The organism is uncultured Cetobacterium sp. (assembly GCF_947039425.1).
Lineage (GTDB): Bacteria > Fusobacteriota > Fusobacteriia > Fusobacteriales > Fusobacteriaceae > Cetobacterium_A.
Genome location: NZ_CAMQYW010000028.1, coordinates 1 through 13,469, shown reverse-complemented (window position 1 = coordinate 13,469; position 13,469 = coordinate 1). Strand labels below are relative to the sequence as shown.

Genomic DNA, 13,469 nt, shown 5'->3' with positions numbered 1-13,469 from the left:
TCAAGGCAAGTATTCCCAATGCTATTACAGGAATAGTGCTTTTTCATTTAATGTTTTTAGTTTCTCCAATGGCTGGAAAAGAACTTATGGGTTCAGCTCAAATAGGAGAGTATTTTAGAGTGTTCATATCATATGGAATAATTGCAATTGTTTTAGTTTTACATCAATGGAAAAGAGAAAGTATAAAAATGAAAACTAGAGTAAAGATGTTTGAAGAATCAAAAGAAAAAGAGGTGAAAGTATGAAAAGGATAGTTATACTAGGATTGTTTTTTTTAGGAGTTTTAGGAATAGTGTATTCTCTTTTTGTAACAGGTCAAAATCATACTTTAATTATTAATAATAGATTTAATGAAAAAGGTTTGTCAAAAAATATAGTCTTTCAAATTGAGGGATATAAAGATAAAAAAGTTAGAAAAAATAAAAAAGCTATTATGAATATAAAGGGAAAAAATAAAAGTTTTACTTTAAGAATAGGAGATAAAAAATATATAGGAAAACTTAAATTTTCTTTAAATAAAGGAGGAGAATTATCAATAGAAAAATATCTAAATGATGAAATATATTTTAAAGATATAAATCAATATTAGGATATAAAAAAAGGACTGACATTCATCAGTCCTTTTAAGATTTTAAGAATTAACCTTTGTAGTTTTCGTAGAACTCTTTTAAGATTCTTCTTGTATATTTTCCAATAGCTTCATATTGGTACTCTTTTAAGTTAGCAAGAGAAACTCTTAAAGTAGGAGTAGTATCTCCAAATCCTTTACCTGGCATTAATACAACACCTGTTTCTTTAGCTAGAGCAAATAAGAAGTCATTTACTTTGTTATTTTTCTCAAACCAATTAGCAAACTCATCATCAAATAAAGAGGCTGCCATTGTTTTTAAATCAATAAGAGTATAGTAGTTAACTATGTTAACATCTTCAACAAGTTTGATTCCTAAGCTTGAATATAAAAGCTCACAACGAGATCTAACAAGCTCTTTACAACATTGTTTGTAGTTTTCTTTTAAATCAACTAGTGAATTAAGAGAGAATAGAGCCATTTGTAATTGTTGTGGAGTAGAAAGTCCAGCTGTATGATTTAATCCAACTGCTCTACTATCAGCAACTAATCTATCTATGAATTTAAGATTTTCAGGTTCAGAAGTCATAATACTGTATCTAGTATTGATTTTGTTTTGGTTTTCAGTTGATAATTTTTTAATGTTATCTTGGAATACATTTTCATGAGCAAGAGCTATTGTTCCAAGTCTCCACCCAGTAGCACCAAAGTACTTAGAGAAAGAGTAAACAAGTAATGTGTTATATGGTAAAACTGAGAAACAAGAAACAAAGTTATCAGCAAAAGTTCCATAAACATCATCAGTAACGATCATTAAATCAGGTCTATCATTATCAACAATCTCTTTTAATTGATGAATTGATTCCATGCTCATCATAGTAGATGATGGATTACTTGGATTTACAATACAAAGTAATTTAATAGCTGGATCTTTTAATTTATCAAGTTCAGATTGAGGTAATTGCCAGTTTAATTTTGGATCTAATCTTAATTCTACAATTTCAAAGTCATATTCAGGTAATCCTGGGATTTCTAAGTATGGAGTGAATATTGGAGTAATTAAAGCAATTTTATCTTTAGCTTTCATTAATTTATTAGCTTTCATTGAGTTGAATATATAAGCCATGGCAGCTGTTCCACCTTCAGTAGGGAACACATCAAATTCAGCATCTAATGAGTTATTACACATTTCTTTAACAATATATTTTTTAACAATTTTTTCTATATTTTTTAATGATCTTGGTGGACAAGGATAGTTGTTTGCTAAGTAAGCATTCACAAACTCTTCTAATAACTCATCAACATTTAATCCAAGTTGATCTTGAGCATATGATAAGTAAACTAACATTTCACTTGAACCAGCTTTTTCATCTTGGCTTCTTAGGAACATTAAGAATCTTGTATAAAGACCATTTGTTCTTGGGAAACCTCCTAGGTCATTGTGGAAATAAGAGTAAGCAAACTCAGATTCTTCAATGGCAAATTTTCCTAAAAGATTAAACATTTTTCTTGGTAAAGTGGCTAAGAAGTTAGGGTTTCCTCTTCCAGCGTTTAAAATCTCACCTTGGAATTCTTTACTTGCTACAGCAATTAATTCGTCTTTTAATTCGAATGGACTTAATTCTTTCATTTTGTTGCCTCCTAGTTTTTAAAACCTTAGTTTTAAATGATTTAATTTTTTAATATGTTAAAATATTTTAAATACTAATTTTTTGTGATGATTCCTACAATTACAGGACCCCACATTGTTAATAAAATGTTTGCAACAGCATAACCTATTGTAAATGGTAATACTGGAGTTGAATTTTCAGTTTTAGCAAGGATTTCAGATAATGCAGGGTTTGCACTTCTTCCTCCAGCTATAATTGCAACTGCTTTAATTGGATTTTTAATTTTTAATACAAAGTAGTTAAATATAAATGTAACAACTTGTGGAACAATTGTAACAAATACTCCTAACCAGAATAGTGTCATACCATATTGTTTCATAGTAACAATGGCACCTTTACCAGCATTTAATCCAACGATACTAACAAATACAACAAGTCCAAATACTTGTAAGAAGTTAGCAGTTCCATGATCAAGACCACCAATTTTTGGTTTTTTACTTCTTAACCAACCAAAGATTAAACCTGAAAGAAGACATCCACCACCAGTTCCAAGTGATATTGGTAAGCTTCCAAAGTGAACTGTAATTCCACCAAGTAAGATACCTGCAATCATACCAATAGCAAAAGTAATATAACTTACTACATTAGTATTAGGTGTTAAATAACCAAAGTGCTTAATAGCAGCATCAATATTTTCTTCTCTACCCATTAACATAAGTTCGTCACCTTGAACAAATTTAAAGTCATCTGTAAGAGGATGCTCCTCTCCTTGTCTCCAAACTTGAGAAATAACGAAACCAACAGTAATCATAGAAGGTAGTAACTTTTTAATCTCTCCAATAGTTTTACCTGAAAGAGTTTTGTTATCAAAAATAATTGATTTTTTATATTCAATAGTATTAAGAATACTATCTCTGTCAAATCTTTCCTCTCCAATAATTTCATTAAGAGGTAGTAAAGTTTTAGTTTTTCCTCCAATAACAACCCAATCACCTTTAGTGAATACATATTTATCTAAGTCTTCACATTCAAGTAAGTTATTATTTCTAGAAACTTCTAATAAGAATACTTTTTCATCTAAATCTTCTTCAAAATCCAGAGCAGTTTTTCCTAAGTATTTACAGTTATCACCAATTTCAAATATTCTTGAAGAAACTTTTTCAAGAGCAAGAGTTTGAACAGGAGTTAAAACAATTCCGTTATTCTCTTCAGCTTCAAGTTTTAAAGCTTCTTTTCTTAAGTTCCATTTCATAATAAGAGGTATGAAAGTACCAACCATTAAGATAGGTCCTAAAGAACCAATAATATAAGTTATTGAATAACCAACAGCCACATTTGTTTCCAATTGTTTAGTAAGTGTAGGACTTAATCCTAAGTTACTAATAGCAGAACCGGCAGTACCTATAATTGATGATTGAGTAAGTCCACCAGCAGCAAGTCCTGCAGCAAGTCCTCTATCAAGGTGAAATAACTTAGCACCAATAAGAACGCAAATCAGTCCTGTAACAGTCATAAAAATAGCAGATATTACAAATTTTAATGATGATTTGTTTAAAGATCCGAAGAACTTTGGTCCACCATTATATCCACATGCGTAGATAAATAATCCGAAGAATGCTGTTTTTAAAACTCCAGGAATGTTGAATCCTAACTGACCAACAACAACAGATACAAGTAAACTACCTGCAATTCCTCCAAGTTGAAATTTACCGAATCTAATTTTACCAATAGCATAACCAATCGCAATGGAAAGGAAAAGGGCTATAAGGATATTAGATCTAACATAATTAGCTAAAATTTCCATAATTACTCTCCTAAATCTTTGATATTAAATTCCCAGTGTCATAACAAAGAATAAATTCACAAATTTTCATAAAAGTGAAAATAATTTATCAAAAATATAAAAACTGAAATTTGATTTTTAAATTCATTTTTATTTCATTTTTAATGAACATATTTTTCGAAATCCCGTTGACGAGATAAATATACTCCTAAAAAAAAGTAATGTCAATAAAAGTGGAAAAGTTTTTTTTAGAATAAAAATTATAAAACACTGGAAAATGTGTTTTAAAGTAGGAATATAAAGGGTTTATAAAGAGATAAATGTTTATTTTATGGAAAATTGAAATTGTATACAATGTTTATAAACGGCACAGGGAAATGTCGCAAATTATTTAGGTATTAAAAAAAAGGGTATCACCCTTTTTAAAAATCTTTTTTAAGAATGTTTGAAGTGTCTAATTTATAAGAAGTAGGATTGTTTAAAAAGTTTAAAACATCCTCAGTTAAGTCTGTTCCTCCATAGATTGTGGCACTTTTTTCAATAACCATATCTATGTTTTTTTCTTTACCTATTAAAATAGCAACTGAATCGATTTCAAATTTTATATCATAAACAAAGTTCCTTTGTTCACGTTCAAAAGAAATTTCAGAAGTTTCTATTTTTTTTTGAAACTGTTTTTTTAAATTTAATAAAATCTCTTTATCTTTAGATGTTAATGTTTTTTTACTCTTAATACTTTTTTCTTTAATTAAAAGTGTCTGTCTTAAAATTTCAATTTCATTGTTCAATTCACTTCGTCTTTGATCAAGTTTTTCTTCTAGAACAGCTCTTTTGTTATATTGATTAAAAATATATTCAGAATCAATAACTCCAAGAGTTGTTGCAAAAGCTGAAGTGGACACACAAAATAATATAAATAAAAATTTCATATATTTACTCCTTTGATGGAAATTTATTCTTATTATACATTATTTTATTAATATTTGATATAATATTTAAAAGAAAAAATAAAAGAGGGTGTGAATTTGAAAAAAAAATTAAAAATGTATATAGTTATCCTATTGTTACTAGGAATAGGAGTTTCTTTATACTGTAAAATATTTTTATTAACAGTGGGATTAGGATTGAGCTTATCTTACTTACTATACATATTTTTTAAATGGAAAAATATAAAAGTAAAAAATAATTTTTTAAAAAGATCTTTTGTAGAAACAGATATAATACTTTTGTGTTTTTTTATTTTAATGTTTAGAATGATTCAGTTACAACTTTTTGATTCAACTAAATATAAAGATGCAATAAGAAATCAAGTGGATGTTAAATTAGAAACAACAGGTGAAAGAGGAAGTATATATGATGTTCATGGAAAAGGATTAGCTTATAGCATAAATATGTATGAGCTTAGTGTTGATCCTAAAAGGTTTACAGGAAATATAAAAGCTCAAGAGATATTAAAAGAGCTTGTAAAAAAAGGGTATATTAAAGATAACTATAAACCTCTTTTAAGAACACTTAATAGAATAGGTTTAGAAGGACGAAGATATAAAAGATTAAATAAAAATATAGATGATCTTGAGAAAAAAGAGATTCAAGATTTGATTAAAGAGAAAAAACTAAAAGAAAAAAATGTGTTTTTTTTAGAGGGAAGAAAAGAGAGACGATATTATAAAAGAGATATTTATTTTTTCTTAGTAGGAAATATAGGTTATAAAAAAGGGACAGAGAAAGAGGGTATTTTTGGAATTGAGCACTATTATGAAAAGTATTTAAAGGGAGAAAAAAACTCAACAACAATTCCAAGTATAAGAAAGATAGGGATAGGACTTCCAACTTCAGGAGCTAGAACAGAGGTAAACTTAAATGGAAAGGATATATATTTAACAATAGATAATGATCTTCAATATATTTTAAATGATGAAGTGAAAAAACAATTTAAAAAAACAAAGGCTGAAAAAGCCTATGCTGTAATGATGGATCCTAATAATGGAAGAATACTTGCAACATCTTTTTTTAGAAAGGATAAAAAAGATGTAACAAATCCAGTATTTCAAGCTTTAGTAGAACCAGGTTCAATATTTAAGCCTTTAGTTATAGCAGCTGCAATAAATGAACATAAAGTTAATAGATATTCAACTTTTGATGTTGGAGATGGAAGGATTAAAAAGTATAATCATGTAATTAGAGAGAGTAGTAGACACACAAGAGGAATTTTAACAGTGGAAGAGATTTTGAAAAAATCAAGTAATGTTGGAATGGTTCTCGTGGGAGATAAGTTTACAAACGAAGAGATGAATAGAGATTTTGAAAAATATGGTCTTTATGAAAAGTCAGGAGTGGATTATCCTTATGAAAAAACAGGAAGAGAAGTTCCGCCAAATAAATGGGATGGATTAAAAAGGAGTACAATGGCTTTTGGACAAGGAGTAGTTGTAACACCAATTCAGATGATAACAGCTTTTGCATCTGTTATAAATGGAGGGAAATTATATAGACCATACATAGTAGATAAAATTGTAGATAAGGATGGAACTATAATTAGAAGAAACTTACCTCATTTAAGAAGACAGGTTATATCCCCAAAAGTTTCAGGAGTAATGAGAAGCATATTAGAGCAAGTTGTTGTTGATGGAACAGTTCACAAGGCAAAAGTACCAGGATATAGAATAGGTGGAAAAACAGGAACAGCTCAGTATAGTGAAAGAGGAAGATATGTAAAAAATGAATATCTTTCATCTGTTATGGGATTTTTTCCAGCAAACAAACCTAAATATATAGTTTTAGTAATGTTATTTAAACCTCAAGGAGAACATTGGTACGATAAGTCTGGTGGAACAGCAGTAGCTCCTGTTCTTGGAGAAATAGTAAAAAGAGTGACAAAGGTAAAAAATATATACTCTGAAAATATAGAAAATATTCCAAATAAAGATAAGATTAAATTAGTTAAAGTTAATGAAGTTGGAGATATTTCTATTATGCCAGATTTAAAAGGATTAAGTGCTAGAAATGTTATGGAGATGTTTGAAAATAAAAATATAGATATAGATATAAAAGGTGTGGGAGTTGTAGATTCTCAATATCCAGAACCAGATGCGAAAATGGAAGGAGTTAAAAGAATAAAAGTCAGATTAAAATAGGTGAGAAAGTGAAGTATTATAGTATTCATATTGAAAAGACAACAGAGTTTTATACATATAGTAGTGATATAGATGATTTAGATATAGGAGATAGAGTTTTAGTATCCTTTAGAAGAAAGGATAGAGTTGGATTAGTTGTAAAAGAGGAGCAAGATAAAGAGTACTCTTTTAAAGTTTTGAAAATAAAGGAAAAATTAAATAATGAGATATCTTTTTCTAGAAAGTTTATAGAACTTTTACTTTGGATAAAAGAGTATTATCTTTGCTCTTTTGAACAAGTTTTTACAACAGCAGTTCCATCAGGTATTAAAATAAAATATGAGGATATATATAGAATAGAAAAAATAAACTCTTTATTTGCAACAAATGAAATACTTGAATACTTTTTGAGTAAATTAAAGGTTAGAAAAAAAACATTAACTGATAGATTTGGAAAAGAAAGTATTAAAGATTTTATAAATTTAGAATTTTTAAAAAAAGAGGAAGATTGGTATTTCTTAAATGAGGATAAAAAGGAGATACCAAACTTTTTAAACGAGTATTTTAATTCTAGAAAAGAGGTTTCTAAGGGAACTCTTGAAAAAAAGTTTAATAAAAAAGATATAGATAAAATGGTAAAAAATAATGAATTAATATACGAAAGAAGAATGAAAGATTTTAATGAAGAGAATTTAATTAAAGAGATCAGTGATAGTTTAAATGAAGAGGATACAAAATTAAATGATGAACAAGAAAGAATAAGATGTGAAATATCAAAATCTAACAAAAAACATTTTCTAATAAGAGGTGTAACAGGTTCAGGAAAAACAGAGATATATATTCATTTAATAAAGGAAGCATTAAAAGAGGGAAAAGGATCAATATTTTTAGTGCCAGAAATATCATTAACACCTCAAATGGTTCTTAGATTTAGAAGGGAGTTTGGAGAGGGAGTAGCAATACTTCACAGTAGATTAAGTCAAAGTGAGAGAGCCACAGAGTGGTATTCAATATATAATGGAAATAAAAAAGTGGTGTTAGGTGTAAGGTCTGCTATTTTTGCTCCTGTTCAAAACTTAGAGTATATTATAATAGATGAGGAACATGAAAATAGTTATAAGCAAGATAGCAATCCAAGATATCATGCTAAATTTGTTGCCATAAGAAGAGCAGAAATGGAAAAAGCTAAAGTTGTTTTAGGATCAGCTACACCATCAATAGAGAGTTATTACTATGGTAAAAAAGGAATATTTCAACTCTTTGAAATAGAAAGTAGATATAAAAATGCAAAACTTCCAGAGATAGAGATAGTTGATATGAAACAGGAACAAGATCAATTTTTTAGTGAAGCACTTTCCTTTGAAATTAGAAATGCTTTATTGAGAAAAGAACAAACAATATTACTTCTTAATAGAAAAGGATATTCTACCTTAATACAGTGTGAAAGTTGTGGACATATGGAAGAGTGTGAGCACTGTTCTATAAAGTTAAATTATTATGCAAGTAACAATACCTTAAAATGTAACTATTGTGGTATTCAAAAGAGATTTACAGGACATTGTTCTAAATGTGGAAGTGATAAGCTATCTTTTAGTGGAAGAGGAGTAGAAAGAGTAGAAGAGGAACTTCGTAAAAAGTTCCCAGTAAATATTATTAGAGTTGATGGAGAAGCTGCAAAGGAAAAGAATTTCTACGAGAATATGTATCATGATTTTTTAAATGGAAAATACGACATAATGATAGGAACTCAAATGATTTCTAAAGGACTTCATTTTCCAAATGTAACAGTTGTAGGAGTTATAAATTCTGATACAATAATGAGTTTACCTGATTTTAGAGCTGGAGAGAGAACGTATCAAATGATAACTCAAGTTGCAGGTAGAGCTGGTAGAGGAGAGAAACCAGGAAAGGTAATCTTACAAACATATCAACCAGAAAACTATGTTATTGAAAAGATTCAAGAGAATAGTTACATTAATTTCTATGAAAAAGAGATAGAGAAAAGAGAGATTTTATCATATCCACCTTTTTCTAAAATTATAAATATAGGAATATCTTCAGAAAAAGAGGCAGGACTTGAAGAGTATGGAAAAAAACTATTAGAAAGTATAAAAAGTGAAGAGGTTGAAATGTACGGACCTATGAAATCTTTAGTTTATAAAGTTAAAGGTAGATATAGATGTAATATTTTTATAAAAGGAGATAGAACATCTATAAATAATTATAAAAAAAATCTTGAAGAAAATATAAAAAAAATAGAAAGTAAAGAGTATAGAGTAGTTGTAGATGTAGACCCAACTAATCTAATATGATATAATATATAGGTAAGAAAAAAGGAATTAGGAGGAAAATAATGATTTACGATATAAAAATATATGGAAATGATTGTTTAAGATCTGTTGCAGAACCTGTAACTGAAATAAATAGTGAAATTATAGAAACTTTAAATAATATGGTAGAGACTATGCGTAATATAAGAGGAGTAGGACTTGCAGCACCTCAAGTAGGGATAAACAAAAGAATGTTTGTAATTGAAGTTGAAGAGGGAGATGTAAGAATAGTTATAAATCCTGAGTTTTTAGAGATGTCCGAAGAGAAAGAAAGTAACGAAGAGGGATGTTTAAGTGTTCCTGGAATATATAAACCAGTAAAGAGATCTCTTACTATAAAAATAAAATACCAAAATGAAAAAGGGGAAGAGATAATAGAGGAAGCTAGTGAACTTTTAGGAAGAGCATTCCAACATGAGTATGACCACTTAGATGGAGTTTTATTTGTAGACAAAGTTTCTCCAGTTGCGAAAAGAATGATAACTAAGAAACTTCAAATGCTAAAAAAAGAGGCAAATAGAGGATAGAGGTAAAAAAATAAAATGAAAAAGTTATTATGGATAATCCCTTTAGCAGTACATTTTGCTTACTTAGGACAGAATATGTTCAGGTCTTTTGTAAAAATAGATAGACTTAAGAGTGAACAACAGGTAAAATTAAGAGAGAAAAACGAGCTAGAAAATGTTATTATAGAGTATAACGATATGATAAAAAATATAAACGATCCTTTTTATAGAGAAAAAATTGCTAGGAATAAACTTCAGATGATATCACCTGGGGAAAAAATTTATAGATTAATTGAAACAAATTAGGAGGAGAAATGAAAAGAGAGTTAGCTTTAGAGTTTGCAAGAGTGACAGAGGCCGCAGCATTAGCAGCCCACAAATGGGTTGGAAGAGGAAAGAAAGAAGCAGCGGATCAAGCAGCAGTTGACGCTATGAGAACTATGTTAAATGGAATAAAAATCCAAGGTGAAATAGTTATAGGAGAGGGAGAGATTGATGAAGCTCCAATGCTTTTTATTGGAGAAAAGGTTGGTTTAGAATCTGAAAACAAAGAACTATTTTCTAAAGTGGATATAGCTGTAGACCCAGTTGAGGGAACTAGAATGACAGCTCAAGGTCAAGCAAACGCAATAGCAGTTTTAGCAGTTGGAAATAAAGGAAGTTTCTTAAAAGCTCCTGATATGTATATGGAAAAATTAGTAGTTGGACCAGAAGCAAAGGGTGTAATTGATTTAAATAAGCCACTTATGGAAAATATAGATAATATCTGTAAGGCTTTAAATAAAAAATTAAACGAATTAACTATAGTAATTTTAGACAAACCTAGACACAAAACAATAATAAAAGAGTTACAAGACTTAGAAGTGAAAGTTTATGCACTTCCAGATGGAGACGTTGCAGGATCAATATTAACATCTGTTATTGATTCAGATGTAGATGTTCTATATGGTATTGGAGGAGCTCCAGAAGGAGTTATATCAGCTGCAGTAATTAGAGCTCTTGGTGGAGATATGCAAGCTAGATTAAAACTTAGAAGTGAAGTTAAAGGTGTATCTCTTGAAAATGATAAAATATCTAATTATGAAAAAACAAGATGTGAAGAGATGGGATTAACAGTAGGAGAAGTTTTAAAAATGGATGATCTTGTAAAAGATGATGAGGTTATATTCTCAGCAACAGGAATTACAGGTGGAGATTTATTAGAGGGAATTAAAAGAAGAGGAAATATAGCTAGAACTCAAACACTAGTTATAAGAGGAAAAAGTAAAACAATAAGATATATAAATGCTGTTCATAACTTAGACTATAAGCCAGATGATATTAAAGCATTAGTAAAATAATAAAAGAAAGAAAGAAAAGTAGAGATAACTCTCTACTTTTCTTTATCTAGTGGGAGGAAAAATGTTTTTTTTTGATGATTATATAAAAAAAATAAACAAGACAAAAATAGAGTATAAACCAGTTAGGAAATTTAAATTAGAACTTAAAAAGGTTGTAATGTGGTTAGGAACAGGATTACCTTTAATTTTAATAGGAGTTTTACAGGGATATATAGGATATACAAAGAACTTTAGTATACCTTATATGGTAATAGCAGTAATTTTAATATTTTTAGGAGGAAAACATTTTAAGAATCTTTTTTCTTATAAAATTGTAATAGATTCTGAGAAACAAACATTAAAAGGTCAAGGAGTAGATTTATCTTTTGATAATATAGAAAGTTGTACTTTAAAAGAGGGAGTAGTTGGAAAGGGAAGTAGACTACAAATTTTAGTTAGAATACTTACAAAGGATAAAAGAGAGATAATTATACCTTTAATAATGAATAAAAAAATTGAATTTATTTGTGCATTAAGAGATATTTTAAAAGAGAGATTTTCAATTATAAAGGGATAGGTGACTGTATGAAAAAAATATTGTGTTTAATATTTACTTTTTTATTGTGTATTACTTCTATTTTTGGAAAAGATACTAAAAGAGAGTTTAGAGGTATTTGGATAGCAACAGTTGATAATATTAATTGGCCATCGAAAAAAGGCCTATCAGTGGAAGATCAAAAAAAAGAATATATTGATATTTTAAATGAGATAAAAAGTTTAAATATGAATGCAATAATTATGCAAGTTAGACCAACAGCAGATAGATTTTATAAGTATCCCTCATCAGAACCTTGGTCACAATATATAACAGGAGAAAGTGGAAAGAATCCAGGATATGATCCTTTAGCTTTTTTTATAGAGGAAGCTCATAAAAGAAATATTGAGTTTCATGCTTGGTTTAATCCATATAGAATTACTTTGAAAAAAGGAGAACCAATACCTAAAGAGCATATAGCTAGAAAACATCCAAATTGGATTATAGAATATGCTGGAAGATATTACTATGATCCAGGAAATCCACAAGCTAGAGAGTTTACAGAAAATGTTATAGTAGATGTTGTAAAACACTATGATATTGATGGAGTTCATATGGATGATTATTTTTACCCATATCCAGTTCTTGGAAAAAATAGAAAGGTTTTACATTTTAATGATGATAAAAGTTTTGCTAAGTATGGAAAAGGAATGGAAAGAGGAAATTGGAGAAGAGAGAATACCAATGCCTTTGTAAAAGAACTTTCACATAAAATAAAAAAAACAAAGCCATATGTAAAATTTGGAATTAGTCCATTTGGAGTTTGGAGAAATAATGATAAGGATCCAACAGGTTCGAAAACTAGGGCAGGAGCAGAAAATTATGATACATTATATGCTGATACTAGAGTTTGGATAAAAAATAATTGGATAGATTATATAGTTCCTCAAATTTATTGGGATTTTAATTTAAGAGTAGCTCCTTATAAAACTTTAGTTGATTGGTGGATAAATGAGGTTAAAGGTAGTAAGGTAAATTTATATATAGGCCAGGCTGCATATAAACTTGGTGGAACTAAGGCTTGGAGAAATAAAAATGAACTAATTAATCAAATAAAATATAATAGAAGTACAGGGAAAGTACAGGGAAATATATTTTTTGGTTATGACAAAATAAATAAAAATGTGATGGATATAAAAAATAGTTTAAAAAATAAAGTCTATGAAAATATAGTTTTACCAAATAGAACACCTTGGATAGATACAGTGGCACCAAAAAAGGTAACCCATTTGTCTGGAAAAAAAGTAAGTAAAGGTATTTTATTAAATTGGAAAGATTTTCCAAAAAATTATACAGATTATTATGTGATATATAGAAGTGAAAATAAAAACTTTTCAAAGGATTTAAATAAAAATATAATAGATACTGTAAAAAGAAAATATGGTGAAAAATATCTAGATACAAGAGTAATAAAAGGGAAATCATACTATTATATGATAGCTCCAGTTGATAGAGTTCATAATCAAGGGGAACAGTCTAAAACTTTTAAAATAAATTATTAAAAAAAATAAAAAAGCTTATTGACAAAGTTTAAAGCCTATGATACTATAATTATGTAAGTGATGCGGGAGTAGCTCAGTTGGTAGAGCGTCAGCCTTCCAAGCTGAATGTCGCGAGTTCGACCCTCGTCTCCCGCTCCATACAT

Annotated in this window: 11 protein-coding genes, 1 tRNA gene and 1 pseudogene; 10 read left to right on the top strand and 3 right to left on the bottom strand. The window is 28.7% G+C overall.

Features of this window, described 5'->3' with window-relative positions; genetic code table 11:
- Positions 1–245: pseudogene (locus Q0V09_RS03290) on the top strand (ABC transporter permease); the annotation flags it as partial.
- Positions 242–589, top strand: coding sequence for a DUF6672 family protein (locus tag Q0V09_RS03285; RefSeq protein ID WP_297406177.1), 348 nt, complete (start codon positions 242–244; stop codon positions 587–589). The pseudogene Q0V09_RS03290 and the gene Q0V09_RS03285, both read left to right, overlap by 4 nt.
- Before the next feature lie 49 nt (positions 590–638).
- Here the strand turns inward: Q0V09_RS03285 and Q0V09_RS03280 are convergent, their stop codons facing one another.
- From Q0V09_RS03280 to Q0V09_RS03270, 3 genes are all read right to left on the bottom strand, one after another.
- Positions 639–2,198, bottom strand: a complete 1,560-nt coding sequence (locus Q0V09_RS03280; protein WP_297406176.1) for a bifunctional aspartate transaminase/aspartate 4-decarboxylase — start codon at positions 2,196–2,198, stop codon at positions 639–641.
- Between the two features lie 74 nt (positions 2,199–2,272).
- Positions 2,273–3,982: an aspartate-alanine antiporter gene (aspT, locus tag Q0V09_RS03275; RefSeq protein WP_297406175.1), complete on the bottom strand. Its 1,710-nt coding sequence runs from the start codon at positions 3,980–3,982 to the stop codon at positions 2,273–2,275.
- A 401-nt stretch (positions 3,983–4,383) separates the two neighbouring features.
- Positions 4,384–4,890, bottom strand: coding sequence for an OmpH family outer membrane protein (locus Q0V09_RS03270; protein WP_297487119.1), 507 nt, complete (start codon positions 4,888–4,890; stop codon positions 4,384–4,386).
- Positions 4,891–4,986: 96 nt separating this feature from the next.
- On the opposite strand from Q0V09_RS03270, the gene Q0V09_RS03265 reads away from it, so the two are divergent.
- The 8 genes from Q0V09_RS03265 to Q0V09_RS03230 all read left to right on the top strand — a co-directional run bounded on the left by Q0V09_RS03265 (position 4,987) and on the right by Q0V09_RS03230 (position 13,464).
- On the top strand, positions 4,987–7,095 hold the full coding sequence (locus Q0V09_RS03265; protein ID WP_297406168.1) for a penicillin-binding protein: 2,109 nt from the start codon (positions 4,987–4,989) through the stop codon (positions 7,093–7,095).
- 8 nt (positions 7,096–7,103) lie between these two features.
- The gene (gene priA / locus Q0V09_RS03260; protein ID WP_297406169.1) at positions 7,104–9,386 is read left to right on the top strand and encodes a primosomal protein N'; all 2,283 of its coding nucleotides are present in this window, start codon (positions 7,104–7,106) and stop codon (positions 9,384–9,386) included.
- Between the two features lie 41 nt (positions 9,387–9,427).
- Positions 9,428–9,931, top strand: coding sequence for a peptide deformylase (def, locus tag Q0V09_RS03255; RefSeq protein WP_297406170.1), 504 nt, complete (start codon positions 9,428–9,430; stop codon positions 9,929–9,931).
- Between the two features lie 15 nt (positions 9,932–9,946).
- Positions 9,947–10,216 (top strand): septum formation initiator family protein, encoded by a 270-nt coding sequence (locus tag Q0V09_RS03250; RefSeq protein WP_297406171.1) that lies wholly within the window; start codon positions 9,947–9,949, stop codon positions 10,214–10,216.
- A gap of 8 nt (positions 10,217–10,224) precedes the next feature.
- Positions 10,225–11,250: a class II fructose-bisphosphatase gene (gene glpX, locus Q0V09_RS03245; RefSeq protein WP_297406172.1), complete on the top strand. Its 1,026-nt coding sequence runs from the start codon at positions 10,225–10,227 to the stop codon at positions 11,248–11,250.
- 61 nt (positions 11,251–11,311) lie between these two features.
- On the top strand, positions 11,312–11,806 hold the full coding sequence (locus Q0V09_RS03240) for a hypothetical protein (protein WP_297406173.1): 495 nt from the start codon (positions 11,312–11,314) through the stop codon (positions 11,804–11,806).
- Between the two features lie 8 nt (positions 11,807–11,814).
- The gene (locus Q0V09_RS03235; RefSeq protein WP_297406174.1) at positions 11,815–13,326 is read left to right on the top strand and encodes a family 10 glycosylhydrolase; all 1,512 of its coding nucleotides are present in this window, start codon (positions 11,815–11,817) and stop codon (positions 13,324–13,326) included.
- 62 nt (positions 13,327–13,388) lie between these two features.
- A tRNA-Gly gene (locus Q0V09_RS03230) sits at positions 13,389–13,464 on the top strand.
- The last annotated feature ends 5 nt before the right edge of the window (positions 13,465–13,469 follow it).